The 23,742-nt window shown below is 72.8% G+C and carries 25 protein-coding genes; 22 read left to right on the plus strand and 3 right to left on the minus strand.

Annotated features, from left to right (window positions below):
• Nucleotides 1-30: 30 nt before the first annotated feature.
• Nucleotides 31-1,263: an amidohydrolase gene (locus tag ACO06A_RS15340; protein WP_421733094.1), complete on the plus strand. Its 1,233-nt coding sequence runs from the start codon at nt 31-33 to the stop codon at nt 1,261-1,263.
• A gap of 82 nt (nt 1,264-1,345) precedes the next feature.
• Here the strand turns inward: ACO06A_RS15340 and pgi are convergent, their stop codons facing one another.
• On the minus strand, nt 1,346-3,016 hold the full coding sequence (gene pgi / locus ACO06A_RS15345) for a glucose-6-phosphate isomerase (RefSeq protein ID WP_421733095.1): 1,671 nt from the start codon (nt 3,014-3,016) through the stop codon (nt 1,346-1,348).
• A gap of 119 nt (nt 3,017-3,135) precedes the next feature.
• Here pgi and ACO06A_RS15350 point away from each other — a divergent pair, with 119 nt between their 5' ends.
• The 6 genes from ACO06A_RS15350 to ACO06A_RS15375 all read left to right on the plus strand — a co-directional run bounded on the left by ACO06A_RS15350 (nt 3,136) and on the right by ACO06A_RS15375 (nt 7,813).
• Entirely contained in the window at nt 3,136-3,495 is a 360-nt protein-coding gene (locus ACO06A_RS15350; protein ID WP_421733096.1) for a hypothetical protein, read from the plus strand.
• Entirely contained in the window at nt 3,492-4,400 is a 909-nt protein-coding gene (locus ACO06A_RS15355) for a PfkB family carbohydrate kinase (protein WP_421733097.1), read from the plus strand. Before ACO06A_RS15350 ends, ACO06A_RS15355 begins: the two co-directional genes overlap by 4 nt.
• Nucleotides 4,401-4,427: 27 nt before the next feature.
• Nucleotides 4,428-5,567 (plus strand): sensor histidine kinase, encoded by a 1,140-nt coding sequence (locus tag ACO06A_RS15360; protein WP_421733098.1) that lies wholly within the window; start codon nt 4,428-4,430, stop codon nt 5,565-5,567.
• Entirely contained in the window at nt 5,564-6,220 is a 657-nt protein-coding gene (locus ACO06A_RS15365; protein ID WP_421733099.1) for a response regulator transcription factor, read from the plus strand. The genes ACO06A_RS15360 and ACO06A_RS15365 overlap by 4 nt, the downstream gene beginning before the upstream one ends.
• Nucleotides 6,221-6,296: 76 nt before the next feature.
• Nucleotides 6,297-7,397, plus strand: coding sequence for a TolB family protein (locus ACO06A_RS15370; RefSeq protein WP_421733100.1), 1,101 nt, complete (start codon nt 6,297-6,299; stop codon nt 7,395-7,397).
• Nucleotides 7,394-7,813 (plus strand): hypothetical protein, encoded by a 420-nt coding sequence (locus ACO06A_RS15375; RefSeq protein WP_421733101.1) that lies wholly within the window; start codon nt 7,394-7,396, stop codon nt 7,811-7,813. Before ACO06A_RS15370 ends, ACO06A_RS15375 begins: the two co-directional genes overlap by 4 nt.
• Nucleotides 7,814-7,879: 66 nt before the next feature.
• On the opposite strand, the gene ACO06A_RS15380 is transcribed toward ACO06A_RS15375, so the two are convergent.
• Nucleotides 7,880-8,911, minus strand: coding sequence for an LLM class flavin-dependent oxidoreductase (locus ACO06A_RS15380; RefSeq protein ID WP_421733102.1), 1,032 nt, complete (start codon nt 8,909-8,911; stop codon nt 7,880-7,882).
• Nucleotides 8,912-9,084: 173 nt separating this feature from the next.
• Here ACO06A_RS15380 and ACO06A_RS15385 point away from each other — a divergent pair, with 173 nt between their 5' ends.
• From ACO06A_RS15385 to ACO06A_RS15425, 9 genes are all read left to right on the plus strand, one after another.
• Entirely contained in the window at nt 9,085-10,260 is a 1,176-nt protein-coding gene (locus tag ACO06A_RS15385) for an ROK family protein (RefSeq protein WP_175348557.1), read from the plus strand.
• Nucleotides 10,261-10,346: 86 nt separating this feature from the next.
• Nucleotides 10,347-11,672, plus strand: coding sequence for an extracellular solute-binding protein (locus tag ACO06A_RS15390; protein ID WP_421733103.1), 1,326 nt, complete (start codon nt 10,347-10,349; stop codon nt 11,670-11,672).
• Between the two features lie 122 nt (nt 11,673-11,794).
• Entirely contained in the window at nt 11,795-12,736 is a 942-nt protein-coding gene (locus ACO06A_RS15395) for a carbohydrate ABC transporter permease (RefSeq protein WP_421733104.1), read from the plus strand.
• A complete protein-coding gene (locus ACO06A_RS15400; protein ID WP_421733105.1) occupies nt 12,733-13,644 on the plus strand; it encodes a carbohydrate ABC transporter permease in 912 nt (303 codons plus the stop codon). Before ACO06A_RS15395 ends, ACO06A_RS15400 begins: the two co-directional genes overlap by 4 nt.
• Nucleotide 13,645: 1 nt before the next feature.
• The gene (locus ACO06A_RS15405) at nt 13,646-14,644 is read left to right on the plus strand and encodes an ROK family protein (protein WP_421733106.1); all 999 of its coding nucleotides are present in this window, start codon (nt 13,646-13,648) and stop codon (nt 14,642-14,644) included.
• Nucleotides 14,644-15,426: a glucosamine-6-phosphate deaminase gene (gene nagB, locus ACO06A_RS15410; RefSeq protein WP_421733107.1), complete on the plus strand. Its 783-nt coding sequence runs from the start codon at nt 14,644-14,646 to the stop codon at nt 15,424-15,426. The genes ACO06A_RS15405 and nagB overlap by 1 nt, the downstream gene beginning before the upstream one ends.
• A gap of 61 nt (nt 15,427-15,487) precedes the next feature.
• Nucleotides 15,488-15,862 carry a DUF3039 domain-containing protein gene (locus ACO06A_RS15415; protein ID WP_056092643.1) on the plus strand — a complete coding sequence of 125 codons (375 nt, stop codon included), beginning with the start codon at nt 15,488-15,490 and terminating at the stop codon, nt 15,860-15,862.
• Nucleotides 15,859-17,676 carry a DEAD/DEAH box helicase gene (locus ACO06A_RS15420; RefSeq protein ID WP_421733108.1) on the plus strand — a complete coding sequence of 606 codons (1,818 nt, stop codon included), beginning with the start codon at nt 15,859-15,861 and terminating at the stop codon, nt 17,674-17,676. Before ACO06A_RS15415 ends, ACO06A_RS15420 begins: the two co-directional genes overlap by 4 nt.
• Before the next feature lie 263 nt (nt 17,677-17,939).
• A complete protein-coding gene (locus ACO06A_RS15425) occupies nt 17,940-18,095 on the plus strand; it encodes a hypothetical protein (RefSeq protein WP_186814839.1) in 156 nt (51 codons plus the stop codon).
• Between the two features lie 46 nt (nt 18,096-18,141).
• Here ACO06A_RS15425 and ACO06A_RS15430 read toward each other — a convergent pair whose 3' ends face one another.
• Nucleotides 18,142-19,485 (minus strand): nicotinate phosphoribosyltransferase, encoded by a 1,344-nt coding sequence (locus ACO06A_RS15430; RefSeq protein WP_421733109.1) that lies wholly within the window; start codon nt 19,483-19,485, stop codon nt 18,142-18,144.
• 147 nt (nt 19,486-19,632) lie between these two features.
• On the opposite strand from ACO06A_RS15430, the gene clpS reads away from it, so the two are divergent.
• The 6 genes from clpS (at nt 19,633) to rdgB (ending at nt 23,737) form a co-directional block, all read left to right on the plus strand.
• Nucleotides 19,633-19,926, plus strand: coding sequence for an ATP-dependent Clp protease adapter ClpS (gene clpS / locus ACO06A_RS15435; RefSeq protein ID WP_343048207.1), 294 nt, complete (start codon nt 19,633-19,635; stop codon nt 19,924-19,926).
• The gene (locus ACO06A_RS15440; protein ID WP_421733110.1) at nt 19,926-20,573 is read left to right on the plus strand and encodes a DUF2017 domain-containing protein; all 648 of its coding nucleotides are present in this window, start codon (nt 19,926-19,928) and stop codon (nt 20,571-20,573) included. The genes clpS and ACO06A_RS15440 overlap by 1 nt, the downstream gene beginning before the upstream one ends.
• A gap of 25 nt (nt 20,574-20,598) precedes the next feature.
• On the plus strand, nt 20,599-21,414 hold the full coding sequence (gene murI / locus ACO06A_RS15445; protein WP_421733111.1) for a glutamate racemase: 816 nt from the start codon (nt 20,599-20,601) through the stop codon (nt 21,412-21,414).
• Nucleotides 21,411-22,199: an MBL fold metallo-hydrolase gene (locus ACO06A_RS15450; RefSeq protein ID WP_421733112.1), complete on the plus strand. Its 789-nt coding sequence runs from the start codon at nt 21,411-21,413 to the stop codon at nt 22,197-22,199. The genes murI and ACO06A_RS15450 overlap by 4 nt, the downstream gene beginning before the upstream one ends.
• A gap of 132 nt (nt 22,200-22,331) precedes the next feature.
• Complete coding sequence (gene rph, locus ACO06A_RS15455) at nt 22,332-23,126, plus strand: ribonuclease PH (RefSeq protein WP_421733113.1); 795 nt, start codon at nt 22,332-22,334, stop codon at nt 23,124-23,126.
• A complete protein-coding gene (gene rdgB / locus ACO06A_RS15460) occupies nt 23,123-23,737 on the plus strand; it encodes an RdgB/HAM1 family non-canonical purine NTP pyrophosphatase (RefSeq protein WP_421733114.1) in 615 nt (204 codons plus the stop codon). Before rph ends, rdgB begins: the two co-directional genes overlap by 4 nt.
• Nucleotides 23,738-23,742: the final 5 nt, after the last annotated feature.

The following is a 23,742-nucleotide window of genomic DNA, read 5'->3' on the forward strand; positions in this document are numbered from 1 at the left end:
TCAGAGCGCCCACCGACATACGGTGGGCCAATGACCACCACGTCCCCGCAGGTCGTCGCCGTCACCGGCGGCTACGTCGTCCCCGTCGTCTCCGAGCCGATCCAGGGTGGGACCGTCCTGATCGTCGACGGGCGGATCACCGCCGTCGGCGCGGACGTCGAGGTGCCCGAGGGCGCCCGGATCATCGACGCGACCGGTCGGTGGGTGCTCCCCGGCTTCGTGGAGTCGCACGGGCACGTGGGCCTGCACGAGGAGGGCGAGGGGTCGGCCGGCAACGACACCAACGAGATGACCACGCCCAACGCGGCGGCGGTCCGGGCCATCGACGCGATCAACATCGAGGACGAGGGCTTCCGCGACGCGCTGAGCGGCGGGGTGACGTCCGTCGTCGTGAAGCCCGGGTCCGGCAACCCGATCGGAGGGCAGTCCGTCGCCCTCAAGACGTGGGGCGGGCGGACGGTGGACGAGCAGGTGATCTCCGACGCGGTGAGCGTGAAGTCCGCGCTGGGGGAGAACCCGAAGCGCGTGTACGGGGAGCGCAAGCAGACCCCGTCGACCCGGCTGGGCACCGCGCTGGTGATCCGCGAGGCGTTCACCAAGGCGCTGCACTACCGCGCGGCCCGTGCGGCGGCGGAGACCAAGGGCGAGCCGTTCAAGGCTGACCTGGCGCTGGACACGCTGGTCCGGGTGCTCGACGGGGAGCTGGCCTGGGACCAGCACACCCACCGGCACGACGACATCGCGACGGCGCTGCGCCTGGCCGACGAGTTCGGTTACCGGCTGGTGATCAACCACGGCACCGAGGCGCACAAGATCGCCGACGTCCTCGCCGAGCGCGACATCCCGGTGATCTTCGGCCCCATGTTCACCAGCCGGTCCAAGGTGGAGCTCCGCGACCGCGCCATCGCCAACCTGGCGACGCTGGCCGCCGCCGGGGTGCGCGTCGCGATCACCACCGACCACCCGGTGGTGCCGATCAACTTCCTGGTCCACCAGGCGACGCTCGCCGTGAAGGAGGGCCTGCCGCGGCAGACCGCCCTGGAGGCGCTGACGGTGAACCCGGCGACGTTCCTGCTCCTGCACGAGCGCGTCGGCGCGCTGGCGCCCGGGCTCGACGGCGATGTCGTGGTGTGGTCCGGCGACCCGCTCGACGTGGCGTCCCGCGCCGAGCACGTGCTCATCGACGGCCGGACCGTCTACACGTGGGACGCCGGGGCGGGCCACGGGGTGGTCGTGGAGCGGGCGACACGGTTCGCGTCGTAGACCGGTTCTCGCGTGAAGACGTCGTCGCGCCCAGCGCAACGACGTCTTCACGCGAGAGTGGCGAGAAGCGCGCCGGAACTCGTCAGGCGCGCAGCTCCAGGTACTTGCTGATCAGCGCGTGGGTCGACGGGTCCTGCGCCGCGAGCGCGGCGGCGTCGCCCTGGACCGCCGGGGCGATCTCGAGCGCGAGCTTCTTGCCCAGCTCGACGCCCCACTGGTCGAACGAGTCGATGCCCCACACGACGCCCTGCACGAACGTGATGTGCTCGTAGAGCGCGATGAGCTGGCCCAGCACGCTCGGGGTGAGCGATGCGGCCAGGATCGAGGTCGTCGGGCGGTTCCCGGAGAACACCCGGGCGGCCACGATGTCCTCGGCGGTGCCTTCGGCGCGGACCTCGTCGGCGGTCTTGCCGAACGCGAGCGCCTTGGTCTGCGCGAAGAAGTTGGCCAGGAACAGCCCGTGCACGTCCACGCCGCCGTCGGCCAGCGGGTGCGCCGGGTTGGCGACCGCGATGAAGTCCGCCGGGATGAGCCGCGTGCCCTGGTGGATGAGCTGGTAGAACGCGTGCTGGCCGTTGGTGCCGGGCTCGCCCCAGAACACCTCGCCGGTCTGCGTGGTGACGGGGGTGCCGTCCCAGCGGACCGACTTGCCGTTGGACTCCATGGTCAGCTGCTGCAGGTACGCCGCGAACCGGTGCAGGTACTGCGCGTACGGCAGGACCGCGTGCGTGTGCGCGCCCAGGAAGTTGACGTACCAGACGTTCAGCAGGCCCATGAGGACCGGCACGTTCTGCGCGAACGGGGTCGTCGCGACGTGCTCGTCGACGGCGTGGAAGCCGGCCAGGAACTCACGGAACGCGTCGGGGCCGATCGCGATGGCCAGCGAGGTGCCGATCGTCGAGTCGACGGAGTAGCGGCCGCCCACCCAGTCCCAGAACCCGAACGCGTTCGTGGGGTCGATGCCGAACGCGGCGACCTTGTCCAGGGCGGTGGAGACCGCGACGAAGTGCTTGGCGACGGCGGCGTTGCGCGACTCGTCGTCGTCGGTCGTGCCCAGCTGCTCCCAGAGCCAGGTGCGGGCCAGGCGCGCGTTGGTGAGTGTCTCCAGCGTGCCGAACGTCTTGGACGCGACGATGAACAGCGTCGTCGTCGGGTCGAGCCCCTTGACGGTCTCCGCGAGGTCGCTGGGGTCGATGTTGGAGACGAACCGCACCTCGAGGCCGTCCTGCACGTACGGCTTGAGCGCCTCGTAGGCCATGACCGGCCCGAGGTCCGAGCCGCCGATGCCGATGTTGACGACGGTCCGCACCCGCGCACCGGTGACGCCGGTCCACTCGCCGGAGCGCACCTTGTCCGCGAACGCGAACATCTTGGTGAGCTCGGCCTGCACGTCGGTGTCGATGTCCTGCCCATCGACCACCAGCGGCGGCTGCGCGCCCGCGGGGCGACGCAGGGCGGTGTGCAGGACGGCGCGGTCCTCGGTGACGTTGATGTGGTCGCCGCGCAGCTGCGCCTGGAGGTGGGCGGCGAGCCCGACCTCGTCGGCCAGCTGCGTGAGCAGGGCGAGCGTCTCGTCGGTGACCAGGTTCTTGGACAGGTCGACCGTGAGGTCCGCCAGCGGGAGCGTGAGGCGGGTGGCGCGCTCGGGGTCGTCGGCGAACCAGCCGCGCAGGTCGGGCGTGAGCGTCGACTCGTGGACGCTGAGAGCCTGCCAGGCGGCGGTGGTGGTGGCGTCGATGGGCGGGGTGGGCACGGCGGGCTCCTGGGGTCAGCGAGGGGGATCGCGGTCGAATGCGCTCGCCACCACCGTAGGGCGCGGACGGGACGGGGCGCACAGGACGTCCGTCCAGGGGTCGCGCATAGAGTGTCGGCGTGCCGACCGAGCCCCGCACCGCACCCCGCCGCGCGCGCCTGCGGCCTCGGGGTCCGCTCGCGGCGGTCCCCACGGCCGCGGTCGCCGCGGTGACGCTCGTGGTGGCGTTCGTGGTCGCGCAGGCGACCGACGTCCGGGCGCTCGGCGGCGCGCTCCTGGTCGCCGGGGTCGCCTGGTGCGTCTGGCGGTCGGTGCACGCCGCCGGGTGGCTCCGGGTCGCGGCCGTGGTCCTGGTCGGCGCGGTCTGCTTCGTCGGCGCGCACCTGCTCAGCCCGGCGTTCGGCCCGTGGCCCGCCGTGCTCCTGGCGGCGCTGGGGCTCGGCGCCGTCGCGTGGGTGCTCACCGACACCCGGTCATGACGACCCCACCCCGTCTGGTGTGCTGCGGGCTGGCGACGCTCGACGTCGTGCAGGTGGTCGACCACGTCCCCGCCCCGGACGAGAAGCTGGTGGCCGACGCTCTGGACGTGTCGTTCGGGGGACCCGCGGCGAACGCGGCCGCCACCGCCGTCGCGCTCGGCGTCCCCACCCTCCTGGTGACCGCGCTCGGTGCCGGCCCGGTGGCCGACCTGGTGCGCGCCGGGCTCGTCGCCGCGGGAGTCGAGGTGGTCGATCTCCTGGCGGGCCGTCCCGGGTCGCCCGCCGTGTCGACCGTGCTGGTCACCCGGTCCACCGGGGAGCGGGCGGTCGTCTCCGTGAACGCCACGGGAACCAGCGATCTTGCCGAGGCAGCCGACGCAGCCGTCGAGGAGGTGCTCGCGCTCGCCACCGCCGTGCTCGTCGACGGGCACCACCTGGGCGCCGCGCGGGTGCTCGCGGCTGCGGCGCGCACCCGGGGGATCCCCGTCCTGCTCGACGGGGGCAGCTGGAAGCCGGGGCTGGAGTCGCTGCTCGCGGACGTCGACCACGCGGTCCTCTCGGCCGACTTCGCACTGCCGGCCGCGCACGGCGACGTCCTCGAGGCGGTCGCCCGGCTGGGCCCACGGTTCGTCGCGCAGTCCGCGGGCGGCGGTCCCGTCCGCATCCTCGCGACCGGTCCGGACGGCACCCGAACGCCGTCGCTGCTGCACCCGCCCGACGTGCCCGCAACCGAGGTCGTGGACACGCTCGGGGCCGGCGACGTACTGCACGGAGCGGCGGCGTCGGGCCTCGCCCGGGGCGCGGACATCGTCGCGGCGCTGGCCGACGGGGTGCTTCGGGCCAGCGAGTCGGTGCGCCACCGCGGCGCGCTCGGCTGGGCCTCGACCGTTCGGCCGAGCCGCTGAGCAGCACGGATCCCTAGGCTGCGAGACATGACCTCGTTCCTCCGTCCCCTGTGGACGGCCCCCCGGGCGCCCGGCGCGCCCGTGCGGGTGTGGCGGGACTGGGTGCTCGTCGGCCTGCTCGCGCCGACCGCCGTCCTGGAGGGCATCCTCCGTCCGGACGTCACGTGGCGTCCCGTCGCCCTGGCGCTCGCGCTGCTCGTCGTCGGGTCCCTGCTGTGGCGGCGGACGCACCCGCTGGCCGTGGTGGCCGGCGTGTTCGGCGCACTGACGCTGGTCGACGTCGCGGCGCTGGTCACCGGGGCGGGCGAGGTCGCGCTGTACACCTCCGCGTGCGTCCTGGTCCTGCCGTACGCGCTCTGCCGCTGGGGGAGTGGTCGCGAGATCGTGCTCGGGCTGCCGCTCGTCGCGCTCAGCGCGGCGCTGGGAGTCGCCAGCACCTACACGGTCGTGCCGGACGCGATCATCGAGGTCCTGTTCGTCCTGTCGCCCGCAGCCATCGGCGCCGGGGTGCGGGCCCGCGCCGGCTCCCGGCTGCGGGAGCGGGACCAGGTGCGGGTGCGCGAGCGCGAGCAGCTGGCGCGGGAGCTGCACGACACCGTGGCGCACCACGTCTCGGCGATCGCGGTGCGCGCCCAGGCGGGTCGGGTGGTGGCCGCGGTCGATCCCGCCGCCGCCGTGGACGCGCTCCGGGTCATCGAGTCGGAGGCGTCCCGTGCCCTCACGGAGATGCGCCTCATGGTCGGCGCGCTGCGTGACGACGGTGCCGTCGAGCTGGCGCCGCAGCGCGGGGTGGCGGACATCGAGCGGCTGGCCCGCGCCGTGAGCGGCCCGCCGCGCGTCGAGGTCGAGCTCTCCGGCGACCTGGACGACCTCCGGCCGGCGGTCGGCGCCGCCCTCTACCGGCTCGCGCAGGAGTCGGTCACCAACGCGGTCCGGCACGCCCGGCACGCCTCGCGGGTCACCGTCCGGGTCGCCGCCGACGACGACCGCGTGCGCCTGACGGTCGCGGACGACGGCGAGCTCCAGGGCCGCGGCGGGACCGGGTACGGGATCGTCGGGATGACCGAGCGCGTCACGCTCCTGGGCGGGACGCTCGACGCAGGCCCCGGTCCGGAGCGCGGCTGGACGGTGGCCGCCGTGCTGCCGAGGGCGGGGGCGGCCGCGTGAACGTCCGGGTGCTCGTCGCGGACGACCAGGAGATCGTGCGCACCGGTCTGGCGATGATCCTCGACGCGCAGCCCGGCATCGAGGTGGTGGGTCAGGCCGCGGACGGCCGCCAGGCGGTCGCGCTCGCCCGTCGGCTGCGCCCCGACGTGTGCCTGTTCGACATCCGGATGCCCGAGATGGACGGCATCGAGGCCACCCGGCTGCTCGCCGGCCCCGACGTCGCGGACCCGCTCGCGGTCGTCGTGATCACGACGTTCGACCTCGACGAGTACGTGCACGGGGCGCTCAAGGCCGGAGCCCGCGGCTTCCTGCTCAAGGACGCCGGCCCGGAGCTGCTGGTCCAGGCCGTGCACGCGGCGGCCGCCGGGGACGCGCTCATCGCGCCGAACGTGACGGTGCGGCTGCTCGCCACCTTCGCGGCCTCCGGGTCCCGCAGCCGGGTGTCGCAGCCGTTCGTCCCGCTGACCGGCCGCGAGGAGGAGGTGCTGGTCACGGTCGCGCGGGGACGGACGAACGCCGAGATCGCCGACGAGCTGCACATCAGCCTGAGCACGGTGAAGACCCACCTCGGCAGCCTGATGGACAAGCTCGCCGCCCGGAACCGCGTCGAGCTGGCGATGTGGGCCTACGAGTCGGGCCGGATGGATGGCTGAGGTGCGGGCCCGGCTTACTTAGGCCGGCAGAGGAGCGGCATGGCTTCCCAGGACTTGCCCTGAGAGACTCGCTCCCGTGACGGCGGCGGCGGCGAGGTGGCGTGTCCGGCCGGACGACGCGGCGCCGCTGTGGCCGACCTCGCAGCCGGTGGCGCTGGTGGTGCGCGAGCCGTCTCCCGACGGGCTCGGACTCTGGATCGACACGGAGCCCCGCTCGCACCGGTTCCTGGGCTGGAGCCCCGGATCGTCCCTCTTGACCGTGATGGCGGACGTGCCGGGCGTCGACGGGGAAGGCAACCCCATCCTGTGCGCCGGCGGGCACGCCGTGCTTGTGGAGTTGGCGCGCTGCATGGCGGACGACGGTGGTCGCTTCGTCGAGGTCGTGGACCGCGGGGTGGCACGTGTCGATCTCCGGACCGGTGCGGTGGCACGTGTCGAGCTGGAGCCTCTGCCGTTCTCCTCACTCGTCAGGACCGCCTTCGCCGGGTCACCCGACGGCGCGTCCGTCGCGATGCTGGGGCCGCGGGTGCGGCCCCCTGCACGCGGATCAGCCACACCACCACGGGGCGGCGAGACGCGACCCACGGAGCTCTCCGTGGCCCGGTTCGACGGCACGACACCGCGCCGGTTCGACGTGTACGAGGACCTCGTCCTCAGCGAGTGGAACCCCGACGACGTCGGGGTCCAGTGGTCACCGGACGGCACCCGGATCGCCTGTGCGGTCAGCTGGAACGAAGGCCCCGCGCAAGGACCGGCGCGCTTCCGGCGCGAGACCGTCATCTACACAGCGGCCGACGGCGCAGAGGTCCAGCGCATCCCCGGGAACCTGTGCGGATCGGCGTCGTGGAGCGCGGACAGCAACTACCTGCTGGTCGACCACGACCTCGACGACACGTGGATCCACGACCTCACGCGAGACACGTGCCGCCCGGTCCTTGTGCTGCCTCCGTCAGGCACCCGCGACATGCGCCCCGTCCGGGCTCTCGGGCTCGCCGACGACGACTACCTGGTGACCGCGCGGCACCGCGGCGAACGGATGACCATCGCTCTGACGCGTGTCGACGACGGCGCCACCACGGCGATCCTGAGCTGGAACGAGCTCGAGGCGCGGTATCCGAAGATCGCCTCGCTGCCCTGCAGGACCTGGTTGGCCGCAGCACAGGAGGTCACGCCGTGAGCGTGATGATCCTCGGATCCGAGCACGCCAACTACCTCGCCACGGCCGCCGTGGCACTCGACGTCATCCCCGCGCACCAGGGGTCGTCGCTCGCCCGAGCACTGCTGCAGGAGAACGTCGACGCCTACCTGACCAGGTACTGGGACGGGCCTGGGACCTTCAGCGACTGGGAGGAGCTCGACGAGGACGAGAAGGACGACGAGCTCCTCCAGATCCGGCAGATGCTCGACCGCCACGAATTCGTGCGCACACCGGAGGACCGGCTGACCGCACCGGGCATCAACACAGCGATCGAACGCTGGCAGTACCAGGTCAGTGAGTGGAGGTACCAGCGCGCGGAGTTCGACCGTGATCCGCTCCCCGGGTGGCAGGCGATGGAGCGGCTGTTGCACACGATCGCTGTTCGCGGCGTGTGAGCCGACCCGGGACACTGGGACGATGCTCGACGCCGCAGCTCGGCGGACGGCGGAGGGTCGGCATGCCTAGCCCAACGCCTCACGGACAAGCGGCGCGACCTCGGTCCCCAGCAGCTCGATGGAGCGCAGCGACTCCTTCTGCGGGACCCCGGACAGGTCCATCTGGAACGCCTGCCGGTCGTGGTGCAGCACGCCGTGCAGCGCGACGATCCGCTCGGCGATCTGCTCGGGCTCGCCGATGAAGTACGCGCCGCCGCGTGCCGCCTGGGACTCGTACGAGATCCGGTTGGGCATCGGGAAGCCGCGTTCCGACGAGATCCGGCGCATGGACTCGAACCAGTACGGGTAGAAGTAGTCGCGCGCCGCCTTCGGGTCGTCGGCGACGAACCCCATCCCCGCCACGGACACGAACCGCGACGACTCGTCGTGCCCGGACTGCTCGTGCGCGCTCCGGTACAGGTCCACCAGGGGCGCGAACGACGCGGGCTGCCCGCCGATGATCGCGTAGCTGATGGGCAGCCCGAGCACTCCCGCGCGGACCGACGACTGCGGGTTGCCGCCGGTCGCGACGGCGATGCGCAGGTGCTCGCCGAAGGGGCGGGGCAGCACCAGGGCGTCGTCGAGGGCCGGCCGGAACCGCCCCTGCCACGTGATCCGCTCGGCGCCGTCGAGCTTCAGGAGCAGCTGGATCTTCTCGTCGTACAGCTCGTCGTAGTCGTCGAGGGATGCGCCGAAGAGGGGGTAGGACTCGATGAACGAGCCGCGACCGGCGAGCAGCTCGACGCGGCCCTCGGACAGCAGGTCCATGGTCGTGAACTGCTGGTACACCCGCACGGGGTCCTCCGTGGAGAGCACGGTGACCGCGCTGCCCACGGTGATCCGGGACGTCTGCGCGAGGGCGGCCGCGATGACCGTGGACGGCGACGAGATGGCGTAGTCGGGCCGGTGGTGCTCGCCGATGCCGACGTAGTCCAGGCCGACCTCCTCGGCCAGCCGCACCCGCTCGAGCACCTCCCGGATCCGCTGACCGGGGGAGACCCGCGCCCCGCTGACGGGGTCGGGGTGGACGTCACCGAACGTGTACAGGCCGAGTTCCATGTCTGTGCGAACGCATCGACCTGGTGACCTGTTCCGCGCGTTCCCGCCGGTCACGGTGAATCGTTTCCGCCTTTCTCATCCCATGAGTCGGTCGGGTGAACGTCCGGTCACGATGTGGTCACGGTCACAATCCGGGGTTGACTCTGATTTGTAAGGAAGGTCTACTAACAAACGTGACAGCGACCACGCAGCCCCTCGCGGCAGCCCACGGAGTCGGTCGGGCCCTGCGCCCGACGGGCAAGGTGCTGCCCGAGCACGCTCGCGCGCACAACCGGTCGCTGGTGCTCGCGCACCTCTTCCACATCGGACCGGCGTCCCGCGCGGACATCGCGCGCAGCACCGGCCTGACCCGCGTCACCGTCTCGGGGATGGTGGCCGCGCTCATCGCCGAGGGGCTGGTCGAGGAGCTGGGAGTCCGCGTCGAGGGCAAGGTCGGCAAGCCGGCCACGCTCGTCGGGATGCGGACCGAGGCGTTCCAGATCGTCGCCGTGGACCTCACCGACGACACGCACCTGCTCGGCGCGGTGCTGACGCTCGTCGGCGCCGTCGTCGTCCGTCGCTCGGTCGCGCTCGAGGGTCGCACCGGGCAGCCCGCGGCGGACCTGCTGGAGAGCCTCTGCCAGGAGCTGCTGGCGGCGGCGACGCGCCCGGTCATCGGCGTCGGCATCGCCTCGCCCGGCGTCATCGACCTCGACGGCCGGGTCGTCCAGGCGCCGAACCGTGGCTGGTACGACCTGCCGCTGGCCGCCAACCTCACCGAGAGCCTCGGCGTCCCGGTGCACGTGGCCAACGACGCCAACACCCGCGCGCTCGGCGAGTTCACCTACGGCTCCGCGGCGGGGTCCGGCTGCATGGTCCTCACCATCGGTGAGGGCGTCGGCGCGGGCATCGTCGTGGACGGCGCGCTCGTGCTCGGCCGGCACCACGCGGCCGGCGAGATCGGGCACGTCACGGTGGTCGACGGCGACGTGCGCGACGAGCCGCCGCTGGACTGCGCGTGCGGCCGCACCGGTTGCCTCGAGACCGTGCTCAGCGTCCCGGCACTGCGCCGCCGGACCGCCGGCCTCACCCCCGAAGAGTCCGACGCCGCCCTGGCGTCGGTCGGACGGCTGCTGGGCATCGCCCTGGCACCCGTCGTCAGTGCGCTCGACCTCGCGGAGGTCCTGCTCTCCGGCCCCCCGGAGCTGCTGGACGGTCCTCTGCGCGAGTCGGCGCTGGCCACCGTCCGCGCACGCACGATGCCCGTCATCGGGCACGGACTGGCACTGCGGATGGGATCCCTCGACGAGGACGGGGCTCTCGCTGGCGCGGCAGTCCTGGTCCTGTCAGGCCAGCTGGGGGTCTCGTGACGACCCCCAGCCGGCCCACTGCAGGTCGGAAGAACCACCCGGCGGCGCCGTCCGGCGCTCGCCTCGCTCACGGGAGGAACCCCAACGTGAAGATCCTACGTTTCGCGGCCGTCGGCGCGGTGGCCGCGCTCACGCTCACGGCGTGCGGCAACGGCGACGACGCCGCTGACGAGCCCACCGAGGGCGGAACGCCCGAGGCCGCCACGATCAAGCTGTGGCTCAACGGCACGGACACTCCCGACGCCCTGCGTGAGTACCTGACGACGACCTTCGAGTCGGAGAACCCGGGCTCGAAGCTCGTCATCGAGGAGCAGGACTGGAGCGGCCTCGTGCCGCGTCTCCAGACGGCGCTCGGCTCGGCGGACCAGACCCCCGACCTCGTGGAGATCGGCAACACGCAGTCGCCGACGTTCACCTACGCCGGCGCGTTCGCCGACATCACGGACATGTACGACGAGCTCGGCGGCGAGAAGCTGCTCCAGGGCTTCGTCGACGCCGGGAGCGCGGACGGCAAGTTCTACGCCGCCCCGTACTACTCCGGTGCACGCGCGGTCTTCTACAACAAGGACGCGTTCGCCGCGGCCGGCGTCGAGGTCCCCACCACGCTCGCCGACTTCACCGAGGTCGCCAAGAAGCTGCAGTCGGACACCCAGTCCGGCTTCTGGTTCCCCGGCCAGGACTGGTACAACGGCGCCGCCTGGATCTACACCAACGGCGGTGACCTCGCGGTCAAGGACGGGGACGCCTGGAAGGGCGCCCTGTCCACGCCCGAGTCGATCAAGGGCCTCGAGGAGGTCCAGGACCTCTTCGCGAACGCGACGAACGCCCCGGCCGACAGCGACTCCAACGAGCCGTGGGTCCCGTTCAACGCCGGCCAGTCGGCCATGTTCTCGGCGCCCACCTGGGCGCGGTGGAGCATCGACCTGCCCGCGTGCAACAAGGCCGTCGACCCGGACGACAAGTCCGACGCCGCCCAGGCCCTGCGCGTGGAGCAGCAGACCTGCAACGAGGAGCACACCGGCGTCTTCCCGCTGCCGGGCCTCGACAAGGACTCGTTCGCGAACGGCTTCGCCGGCGGCTCCAACATCGCCGTCGCCGCCAAGTCCAAGCACCCGGAGCTGGCCAAGAGCCTCCTGAAGATCATCTTCACGGAGGAGTTCCAGAACATGCTCGGCGAGAACGGGCTGATCCCGGGCAACACGGCGTACTCGGCTTCGATGGGTGACGACGTGTACGCCCAGGCTGCCGTCGCCGCCGCGCTGAACGCCAAGCTCACGCCGGCGGCCGAGAAGTGGGCCGACGTCGAGGGTGACCGCATCCTGGAGGACTTCTTCCAGAAGCTCGCCACCGGCGCGGACGTCAAGGAGGCTGCTGCCGAGACGGACCAGCTCCTCGAGGACGCGCTGAACTGATCACGGCACCGGCCGGTCGCGTCCCCCGACGCGGCCGGCCGGACCGGACCAGGTGATCCCGGTGTGGCCGGGCCTGCCCTCGCAGGCCGGCCCGGCTGCGCCACCAGACAGGAGCTCTCCCCATGGCAGCCACTGCCCCCGCGCTGGAGCAGGACGACGCAGCCGTCGTCTTCCCGCGCCGCCGCCGTCGCCAGCTCGGCGTGTACGGCCTGCTCGTCCCCGCCGCGATCCTCATGGGCGTCGCGCTCGGCTACCCGCTGGTCCGTCAGTTCGTCATCTCCTTCCAGGAGTACGGCCTGCGCCAGCAGTTCGGCCAGCCCGCCGAGTGGGTGGGCCTGCAGAACTACACCGAGCTCCTCACGGACCCGTACGTCTGGACCGTCATCGGTCGGTCGATCGCGTTCTGCCTGGTCAACGCCGCGGTGACGATGCTCGTCGGCGTCGCGTTCGCGGTGCTCATGACCCGGATCGGCAAGGCCTCGCGCATCACCCTGCAGGTGGCGCTGCTGCTCGCCTGGGGCACGCCGGTGCTCGCGTCGATGACGGTCTGGCAGTGGCTCTTCGACTCGCAGTACGGCGTCGTCAACTACGTGCTGGCCCACGTCTTCGGGCTCGACGACATGGCCGGCCACTCGTGGATCATCCAGCCGCTGTCGTTCTACTTCGTGGCGACGGTCATCGTGGTCTGGATGTCCGTGCCGTTCGTGGCGTTCTCCGTCTACGCGGGACTGCTCCAGGTGCCCGAGGAGACGATGGAGGCCGCCCAGCTCGACGGGGCGTCGTCCCGCCAGCGGTTCTGGAACATCACCATCCCGATGGTCCGACCGGTGCTCTCCATCGTGCTGCTGCTCCAGGTCATCTGGGACTTCAAGGTCTTCACGCAGATCTACGTGCTCCAGCGCGCGGGCGCACCGACCCGCGAGACCAACCTGCTGGGCACCCTCATCTACTCGTACGCCAGCGAGTTCTCGATGGCCGGCGCGCTGGCCACGATCATGCTGGTGATCACGCTCGCCCTCACCGGGTTCTACATCCGGCAGATGCTGAAGGAGGACGAGCTGTGAGCGCCGTGACCACCCCCGCCCCCACCACCCTGGACCCCGCGCCCGGCCGCCCCGTGCGCTCCTCGGAGGCCGGACGCGCGCAGTCCCGCGGCGGCCGGCGTGCGCTCGGCGTGCTGGCCGTCGTCCTGTCGATCGCCTGGGTGTTCCCCATCTACTGGATGATCAACAGCGCGTTCCTGCCGCTGAACAAGCTGCAGACGCCGACCCCCACGTTCTTCCCGGTCCAGGGGACACTGTCCAACTTCCGGCGCGTGCTGGACGACCCGAGCTTCTGGGCGTCGATGCGGGTGTCGCTCGCGGTGGTCGCGATCGTGCTGGTCGCCGCGTTGATCTTCGCGTTCCTGGCGGCGCTCGCGGTGAGCCGGTTCCGGTTCCGGGGCCGCAAGGGCTTCATCCTCACCATCCTCGTCGTGCAGATGATCCCCGCCGAGGGCCTGTTCATCTCGCAGTACCAGATGCTCGACGGCTGGAACCTGGTGAACAAGGTGGCGGGCCTCGCGCTCGTCTACACCGCGGCGATCCTGCCCTTCACCATCTGGATGCTGCGCGGGTTCGTGGCCGGCGTGCCCATCGAGCTGGAGGAGGCCGGGATGGTCGACGGGCTGTCGCGCACCGGCGCCTTCTTCCGCATCACGTTCCCGCTGCTGGCCCCCGGGCTGGTCGCCGCCGGCGTGTACGGCTTCCTCCAGGCGTGGAACGAGTACACCCTGGCCCTGGTCGTGATGACCGACCCCGCCCAGCGCACCCTGCCCCTGTGGCTCCAGGGGCTCGTGGAGTCCAACCGGGCCACCGACTGGGGCGTGGTCATGGCAGGGTCCGCACTGATCGCGATCCCGGTGATCGTGTTCTTCCTCTTCGTCCAGAACAAGATGACGTCCGGGCTCGTCGCGGGTGCGGTGAAGGGCTGACGTGAGCACGCAGGGGATCCCGACGCCGCCGAGGCGCGCGTCGGACGGGGGCACGCGGCCGTGGTCGGTCGGGCTGGACGTGGGGGGCACCAAGGTGCTCGGAGTCCTGCTCGACGCCGGCGGCGTGGTCCGCCACCAGCTGCGGTCGGCCAGCGTCGCCGGGGCGGCCGGCGTGGTCGCCACTGCGGTCGCGGTGGTCGAGGAGCTGGCCGCGGGTGCCGGCGTCCCGGTCGCCGAGCTGGCGGGGGTGGGCATCGGGCTGCCCGGGGTGGTCGACGCCACCGACGGCACGGTCGAGCACGCGGTCAACCTCGGCATCGAGGAGCGCACCCCGCTCGCGGCGCTGGTCTCCGAGCGGCTCGGGGTGCGCGTGCGCGTGGAGAACGACCTGACGGTCGCGGTGGTCGGTGCCGCCCACACGGTGGACGGCGAGCACGCCTCGACGCAGGACGCCGTGGTGCACGACCTGGCGTTCCTGGCGCTCGGCACCGGCCTGGCCGCCGGTCTACTGCTCGAGGGCAGGCTGCGGCGGGGGTCAACGGGCGGCGCGGGGGAGATCGGGCACCTGACGCTCGTGCCCGACGGGCTGCCGTGCAAGTGCGGCCAGCTGGGCTGCCTCGAGCAGTACGCCTCCGGGTCGGCGCTCGACGCCGCCTGGCCCAGCCGGTACGGGCGCCCCGCACCCGAGGAGCTGTTCGCCGCGGCCGAGGCCGGGGACGCGCGCGCGGTCGAGATCAGGGACCAGTTCGCGTGGGCCGTCGCCGCCGCCGTGCGGATCCTGGTGCTGACCTGCGACGTCGAGCTGGTGGTGATCGGCGGCGGCGTGAGCGCCCTGGGCCAGCCGCTGCTGCGCGCGGTCACCGCCCAGCTCGACAGAGAGGCGCGGGTGTCTCCGTTCCTGGCCACCATGGGTCTGGCGAAGCGCGTGAGTCTTGCCCCCGCCGACGTTCCCGTCGGCGCGGTCGGTGCGGCCCTGCTGGGCAGAGGGGAGTACGTCTGATGGAGGTCGTCATCGCGCCGGGCCCGGAGCTGGGCCGACTGGCCGCCGCGGCCGTCGAGCAGCTGGTGCGCGCGCAGCCCGACGCGGTGCTGGGGCTCGCCACCGGGTCGAGCCCGCTGGCGGTCTACGACGAGCTGGCCCGCCGGCACGCCGAGCACGGGCTGTCTTTCGCGCGCACCCGCGCGTTCATGCTCGACGAGTACGTCGGCCTCGCCGCGGACCACCCGGAGCGCTACCGCAACGTCATCGAGAAGGACCTGGTGTCCCGCGTGGACTTCGTACCCGGCGCGGTGCAGGGGCCCGACGGCCTTGCCGAGGACCTCGTCGCGGCCTGCGCGGCGTACGAGGACGCGATCGCGTCGGTGGGCGGCGTTTACCTGCAGATCCTGGGCATCGGCACCGACGGGCACGTCGCGTTCAACGAGCCCGGTTCCTCGCTCGCGTCGCGGACGCGCATCAAGACGCTCACGCGCCAGACGCGCGAGGACAACGCCCGGTTCTTCGGCGGCGACGTCGACCAGGTGCCGCAGCACGTCCTGACCCAGGGGCTGGCGACGATCATGTCCGCACGGCACCTGGTCCTGCTGGCGACCGGCAAGGGCAAGGCGGAGGCCGTGCACCAGCTGGTCGAGGGGCCGGTCAGCGCGATGTGGCCCGCGACGGTGCTCCAGCACCATCCGCACGTCACGGTGCTCGTCGACGACGGTGCCGCGAGCCGCCTCCAGCTGGCCGGCTACTACCGCGAGACGTTCGCCTCCAAGCCGGACTGGCAGGGCCTCTGAGCCTGGTCCCACCCGCGGACGCCACCGGACCGTGTCCGAGCCGCGACGTACACTTCACGCCATGACCGAGCCCCTGCCGCAGCGCACCGGACCCGACGACCCGTTCTCCTCGGACCCGGGCACGTCGACCAGCGTGCTGGAGCGCGAGGAGACCACGGAGCAGGTCGAGCCGGGGGACCACGAGCGGTTCGCGCACTACGTGCGCAAGGAGAAGATCCTGGACTCCGCGATCAGCGGCAAGCCGGTGATCGCCCTGTGCGGCAAGGTCTGGGTGCCCGGCCGGGACCCGAACAAGTTCCCCGTGTGCCCCGTCTGCAAGGAGATCTACGAGGGTCTCCGGGAGCCGCAGGACGGCGACAAGAACGAGGGCGGCAAGGACTCCGGCGGCGGCCGGAAGTGGGGCTTCGGCCGCAACCCCGGCAGCGGCGGCGCGTGACGGCCGCCCCGCGCCCGTCCTCCCTCCCCTCGACCCACGCGTCCTCGTCGGCGGCGTCCCAGCTGCCGCCGGCGTTCCCCGCGCGTGCGCCGTGGGGGACCGCGGACAAGCTGCGTGCCTGGCAGGCCGAGGCCATCGAGCACTACCGGACGGCCAACCCTCGTGACTTCCTCGCGGTGGCCACGCCCGGCGCCGGCAAGACGACGTTCGCGCTGCGGATCGCCACCGAGCTGCTGGAGGCGAAGCTGGTCCGTCGGGTGACCGTCGTCGCGCCGACGGAGCACCTCAAGCGCCAGTGGGCCGACGCGGCCGCACGCGTGGGCATCACGCTCGACCCCAACTTCAGCAACGCGCAGGGCCGGCACGGCCACGGGTTCGACGGTGTCGCGGTCACCTACGCCCAGGTGGCCAGCAAGCCCGCGCTGCACGCCGCCCGGACCGCGGCCGCGCCCACCCTGGTCATCCTCGACGAGGTGCACCACGGCGGCGACGCCCTGTCCTGGGGCGATGCGGTGCGGGAGGCCTTCGAGGGCGCCACCCGCCGGCTCGCCCTGACGGGCACGCCGTTCCGCTCCGACACGGCCGCGATCCCGTTCGTGCGCTACGACCGGGGTGGCGACGGCATCCGGCGCAGCGTGGCCGACTACACCTACGGGTACGGCGACGCGCTGCGCGACCACGTGGTGCGGCCGGTGATCTTCCTGTCCTACAGCGGCTCGATGCGGTGGCGCACCAAGGCGGGCGACGAGATCAGCGCCCGGCTGGGGGAGCCGCTCACCAAGGACATCACCGCGCAGGCGTGGCGCACGGCCCTGGACCCCAACGGCGAGTGGATCCCGAGCGTCCTCGCGGCGGCCGACCGTCGCCTGACCGAGGTGCGCCGGGCCATCCCCGACGCGGGCGCCATGGTCATCGCGACCGACCAGACCGACGCCCGCGCCTACGCCGGTCACCTGGCGCGGATCACGGGGAAGTCACCGACCATCGTGCTCTCGGACGACGACGGCGCCAGCGACCGGATCGACGCGTTCTCCGCGGGCGACTCCCGCTGGCTCGTCGCCGTGCGCATGGTCTCCGAGGGCGTGGACGTGCCCCGGCTCGCCGTCGGGGTCTACGCCACCAGCACGGCGACGCCGCTGTTCTTCGCGCAGGCGGTCGGCCGGTTCGTGCGGGCGCGCCGCCGCGGGGAGACCGCCTCGGTGTTCCTGCCGAGCGTCCCGCAGCTGCTGGCGCTGGCCAACACCCTCGAGCTCGAGCGGGACCACGCGCTGGACCGCCCGAAGACGCTCGAGGAGCAGGGGATCGACGTCGGGCTCGACGACGGGCTGCTGGACGAGGCGAACCGGGAGCGCAACGGCGCCGACGAGATCGGACCTGACGGCAAGCAGGGGGCGTTCGAGGCCCTCGAGGCGCAGGCGTCCTTCGACCGGGTGCTCTTCGACGGCGGCGAGTTCGGCACGGGCGCGGAGATGGGCTCGGACGAGGAGCTGGACTTCCTGGGCCTGCCCGGGCTGCTCGACGTCGACCAGGTCTCGGCGCTGCTGCGTCAGCGCCAGGCGGACCAGATCAGCGGGCGCAAGCGGTCGGCGGCGGCCGACGAGGTCGCGCAGATGGACCACCGCAAGCAGGCGGAGCTGCGCAAGGAGCTGTCCCAGCTGGTGGGGGCGTGGGCGCGCAAGAGCGGGCAGCCGCACGGGTCGGTGCACAACGAGCTGCGGCGTCGGTGCGGCGGGCCGGAGGTCGCCCTGGCGGATCCGGACCAGCTCACGGCGCGGGTCGCGATGGTCCGCGGGTGGTTCGTCGGCAAGCGCTGAGCGGACGCGCAGATGAGCATCGCGCGATTACATCCATCAGCGGGTGACTTACAAGGGCCGTCTCATCATGCGGACGGGGCAAATCGGCGGTAAAGCCGCAGGTCAGAGCCCTGGACGCGCGACCACATAGCATTTCGGTTCGCCCGCGCAACTTTTCTCTCGACGTGCCGAGTGCGGTCGGGGCTGCCACCGTTGTCCTGTGACCACGGCGCCGGGTACCCCCGGACTGCCTGATCGGTGACCACAGATCGAAAGGGTCAACCATGCCTACCTGGCTCATCCTCATCCTTGTCGGCGTCGTCCTCGTCATCCTTGGCGTGGCGACGAACATCGGCCAGTTCCTCATCTGGATCGGCGTCATCGTGCTCGTCGTCAGCCTGATCCTCGGGCTGGTCGGCCGGGGCCGTTCGCGCGTCTAGCTCGACGGAACACACTCCGCAGTACCGGCGCTGCGGCTCGGGCCCCTCAGTCCCCGAGCCGCAGCGCCACGGTCGGCACCGCTGCCTCGTCGGCAGACAGCCGCCGCGCCCCGCGCGGCAGCTCGTCCCGCGAGGCGCGGTGCCGTTCTGCTGCCCGGCGCACGCCGTCCGGTCCCGTCCAGCCGGGGTCCACCGCCCCGTCGGTGACGAGCGGCACGTGCAGCTCGCGCAACGACGCGTCAGGGGACGACCAGGCCCGAACCTCGTCGTCGTGGCCCGTGACCAGCACCTCCTCGACCGCGCGGCCGTCCGTGCCGAGCCGTCGCGCCGCGGCCTTGCGCCCGCCCACGCTCGTCTTGCCGAACGCGGCCTTGGCCACAGGAGCCAGCACCCCGTCCGCCCCCTCGCGGGCGACCAGCTTGTAGACCATCCCGCACGTCGGCGCCCCCGAGCCGGTGACCACCGAGGTGCCGACCCCGTAGGAGTCCACCGGGGCGACGGCGAGCGAGGCGATCGCGTACTCGTCCAGGTCCGAGGTCACCGTGATCTTGGTGCCCTGCGCCCCGGCCTCGTCGAGCTGCGCCCGCACCTCGTGCGCGAGCACGCCGAGATCACCGGAGTCGAGCCGCACCGCGCCCAGGCCGGTCCCGGCCGCCTCCAGGGCGAGCTCCACGCCGCGCCGGACGTCGTAGGTGTCGACGAGCAACGTGGTGCCGGTGCCGAGGGACGCGACCTGCGCCGCGAACGCCGCCGCCTCGTCGTCGTGCAGGAGCGTGAAGGCGTGGGCCGCGGTGCCGATGGTCGCCAAGCCGTACCGGCGTCCCGCCTCGAGGTTGGACGTCCCTGCGAAGCCCGCGACGACCGCGGCCCTGGCCGCCGCGACCGCCGCCTCCTCGTGCGCCCGGCGCGACCCCATCTCCAGGCACGGCCGGTCCACCGCCGCGCTGGTCATCCGGGACGCGGCCGACGCGACCGCCGAGTCGTAGTTGAGGATCGAGAGCACGAGCGTCTCGAGCAGGACGGCCTCGGCGAACGTCCCCTCGACGACCATGACCGGCGACGACGGGAAGAACACCTCGCCCTCGGCGTACCCGACGACCGAACCGGTGAACCGGTAGTCGGCGAGGAACGCCAGGGTCGCGTCGTCGACCACACGCTCGTCGGCGAGCCAGTCGAGCTCGAACGCCCCGAACCGGAACCGTTCGAGCGACTCCAGCACCCGCCCCGTCCCGGCGAGCACCCCGTACCGCCGACCGGCCGGGAGCCGGCGGGTGAACACCTCGAAGACGCAGCGCCGGTCCGCGGTCCCGTCGGCGAGGGCGGCCTGCAGCATGGTGAGCTCGTAGCGGTCGGTGAGGAGCGCGAGGCTCGGCGAGGGCGCGGCAGTCATGGGCCCAACGTAGGGCGCGCGTGCCCGACCGGCGCGGCGCCCACGTCTGTGGTCGCGCCGGGCTTGCGTTCCGCTCCGGGCGGGTGCGCTGGCGCGCCCCCACCCTCCGCTGCACTCCAGCCCAGCCCTCCACCTACAGTGGACGGCGTGCCAACGCAGACCCTCCCCGACGCCAGGGTCGAGGAGGAGGAGAAGACGGACGTCGCCGATCCGTGGGTGACGATCGTCTGGAACGACCCGGTCAACCTCATGAGCTACGTGACGTACGTGTTCGAGTCCTACTTCGGCCACCCGAGGGCGAAGGCCGAGAAGCTCATGAAGCAGGTGCACGAGCAGGGTCGCGCGGTCGTGTCCAGCGGATCGCTCGAGGCGATGGAGGTCGATGTGCAGGCGATGCACGGGTTCGGGCTCTGGGCGACGCTCCAGCGCAGCGGGCAGTGATGCGCGGCTTCAAGCGCCGCCGCGGGATGTACGCCGCGCGCCTGGACGCCGACGAGCGCGAGGTCGTCGCCGCCCTCGTGGCGGACGTCGCCGAGCTGCTCGGCGGGGGACGCCTGGAGTCGCGGGACGCGGTACCAGTCGGCGACGGGAACCCCCGGATGCGGATCGACGCGCTGCCGCCGCCGTCGGACCCCGCGGTGCGCCGGCTCCTCCCGGACGCGTCCCACGACGATCCGGAGATCGCGGCGGAGTTCCGGCGGCTGACCGAGGACGACCTGCGGGCCGGCAAGATCGCCCGTCTCGCGCGGCTGTGGGAGGCGCTCACGACGCCCGCCGACGGGTGGCGCGCGGACGCGTTCGTCGTCGCCCCGGACGAGGCGCAGGACGTCGCGGCGGCGATCACCGACCTGCGGCTGGTGCTCGCGGAGCGCCTCGGCATCCGGACGGACGAGCAGGCTGAGCAGCTGTACGACACCCTCCTGGACTCGCCGCAGGCCGAGGTCGCCGAGGAGGCGGCGGAGGTGCTCGACCCCGCCGCCCGCCGGTACCTGGTCGCCGTGTACGGGGCGCTGAGCTGGCTCCAGGAGTCGCTCGTCGAGGTGCTGCTGCACGACCTGCGCGCCGGCGGTCGCCCGGGCGAACCGTGAGCCTCCAGCGGTTAGGCTCGTGCGTGTGAACGACGCCCCCCTCGGCATCTTCGACTCCGGCGTCGGCGGGCTCACCGTTGCCCGGTCGATCCTCGACCAGCTGCCGCACGAGTCCACCCTCTACATCGGCGACACCCTCAACACCCCATACGGGTCCAAGCCGCTCGCGGCGGTGCGCGCGCACGCGCTCGAGGTCATGGACGACCTGGTGGACGCCGGCGTGAAGCTGCTGGTCATCGCGTGCAACACCGCGTCGTCGGCGATGCTGCGCGATGCCCGCGAGCGGTACACGCTGCGCCGCGGGATCCCCGTCGTCGAGGTGATCCTGCCCGCCGCACGCCGCGCCGTGGCCGCCACCCGGTCGGGGCGCATCGGGGTCATCGCCACCAAGTCCACGGTCGAGTCCCGCTCCTACGACGACGCGTTCGCCGTCGCCCCCGGCATCGAGCTGACCACCAGGGCGTGCCCGGAGTTCGTGCGGCTGGTCGAGGCCGGCATCACGTCCGGGCCCGAGGTCCTCGCGTTCGCGCACGAGTACCTCGACCCCGTGCGGGAGGCCGGCGTCGACACCCTCGTGCTCGGCTGCACGCACTACCCGCTGCTCACCGGGGCGATCTCCTACGTCATGGGCGAGGAGGTCACGCTGGTGTCCAGCGCCGAGGAGACCGCCAAGGACGTCTACCGCACCCTGGTCGCGCACGGCCTGGAGCGGGACCCCGCGGCCGGACCGCCCACGCACCGGTTCCTGGCCACGGGGGACCCGGCGCAGTTCCGCACCCTCGCCCGGCGCTTCCTCGGCCCGGAGGTCGAGACCGTCGAGTCCAGCGCGGCCCTGCGATGAGGCTCACGGTCCTCGGCTGCGCCGGCTCGTTCCCCGGCCCCGACTCGGCGGCCTCGGGGTACCTCGTGCAGGCGGAGGACGCCGACGGGCGCACCTGGACCGTCCTGCTGGACCTCGGCAACGGCGCCCTGAGCGCCCTGCAGCGGTACGGCGACCCCACCGCGCTCGACGCGATCGGGCTGTCGCACCTGCACTCCGACCACGTGGCCGACCTGGTGGTGCTCAACGTGCTGCGCCGGTACCGGCCCGAGGGGCCCTGCCCGCCGGTCACGGTGCACGGACCGGCGGGCACCGCGGAGCGCCTGGCGCAGATGGCCGGCAAGGACCCTGCCACCAGCACCGACGGGCAGTTCGACGTGGTCGAGTGGCGTGTCGGGTCCGGCGTCGCCGTCGGGCCGCTCGTGCTGGAGCCGGTGCCCGTCGAGCACCCGATCCCCGCGTTCGGCATCCGCGTCTCCGGGCCGAGCGAGTCCGACCCTGCCCGGACGGTCACGCTCGCGTACACGGGAGACACGGACGCGTGCGCGGGTCTCGACGCGCTCGCCACGGGGGTCGACCTCCTGCTCGCCGAGGCGGCGTTCGTCGAGGGTCGCGACGACGCCTCGCGCGGCATCCACCTCACGGGCCGACGCGCCGGAGAGGCCGCGGCGCGCGGGGGAGCGGGCCGGTTGGTGCTCACGCACATCCCGGCGTGGAACGACCCCGCGGTGAGCGTGGCGGAGGCGTCCGCGGTGTACGACGGCCCGATCGAGCTGGCCCGCCCGGGCGGCGTGCACGTCCTGTAGGACCGCACCGTCCGCACTCGTGCGCGTCCTGACCCTCCGGAGTGCGGATGTCCGGGGGTGCGGCTGTGAGGTGTCGGTGCTCGGTGATCCCGGCGTCCGGGGGTGTCGGGGCGCCAAGTTAGGCTCGGCGTCATGACTTCTGCTCCCTCCGCCTCCCCGATCACGCGCGTCCGCGCCGACGGACGCGCCCCCGACGAGCTCCGTCCCGTGACCCTGACGCGCGGGTTCCTGGAGGCGGGCGAGGGCAGCGTGCTCGTCGAGTTCGGCGGCACCAAGGTGCTCTGCGTCGCGTCGTTCACACCGGGCGTGCCGCGCTGGAAGAAGGGGTCCGGCGAGGGCTGGGTCACCGCGGAGTACTCGATGCTGCCGCGCGCCACGTCCAGCCGCTCCGACCGTGAGTCGGTCAAGGGGCGCGTCGGCGGGCGCACGCACGAGATCTCGCGGCTGATCGGTCGGTCGCTGCGCGCGATCATCGACGTCTCGGCGCTCGGCGAGAACACGATCGTGCTCGACTGCGACGTGCTCCAGGCTGACGGCGGCACACGGACCGCCTCGATCACGGGCGCCTACGTCGCGCTCGCGGACGCGGTGGCGTGGGCCGTGGAGAACAAGCACATCCCCAAGAACAGGGTCGTCCTGCGCGACTCCGTGGCCGCCGTGAGCGTCGGCATCGTCGACGGGCTGCCGGTCCTCGACCTGCCCTACGTCGAGGACGTGCGCGCCGAGACGGACATGAACGTCGTCGTCACCGGGTCGGGCACGTTCGTGGAGGTGCAGGGCACCGCCGAGCACGCGCCGTTCGACCGTGCCGAGCTCGACTCGCTGCTGGACCTCGCGGTCGCCGGCACCGCCCAGCTCACCGCCCTCCAGGTCGCAGCCCTGGCGTCGGCCCCCGGCGACGGTTCGGCGACCCGGCTGGTCCTGTGAGTGCTCGCCTGGTCCTCGCGACGCACAACGCCCACAAGGTCGGAGAGCTCCGCGCGATCCTCGCGCCCGTCCTGCCCGGGCTGGACCCGTCGTCGGTGGTCGGGGCGCGGGACGTGGGTGCCCCGGAGCCGGTCGAGGACGGCGTGACCTTCGCCGAGAACGCGTTGATCAAGGCCCGCTCGCTCGCCGCGTTCACCGGGCTCCCCGCGGTCGCGGACGACTCGGGGCTGGCCGTCGACGTGCTCGGCGGTGCACCCGGCATCTTCTCCGCACGCTGGGCCGGTCGCCACGGCGACGACGCCGCCAACCTCGCGCTCCTGCTGGCGCAGCTGGCCGACGTCCCCGAGCCGCACCGCGGGGCGCGCTTCGTGTGCGCCGCGGCACTGGTCACCCCGGACGGGTTCGAGCACGTCGAGACGGGCACGCTCGAGGGGGTGCTGGCGACCGCGCCCCGCGGCGCCGGCGGCTTCGGGTACGACCCGATCCTCGTGCCGACCGGCGACACCCGGTCGTGCGCAGAGCTCACCCCCGCCGAGAAGAACGCGATCAGCCACCGCGGCACCGCGTTCCGCGCGCTCGTGCCGACGCTCGTGCGGGTGCTCGGGGGATGACCCGC

The sequence above is a fragment of the Cellulomonas sp. genome (assembly GCF_965229465.1).
GTDB lineage: Bacteria > Actinomycetota > Actinomycetes > Actinomycetales > Cellulomonadaceae > Cellulomonas.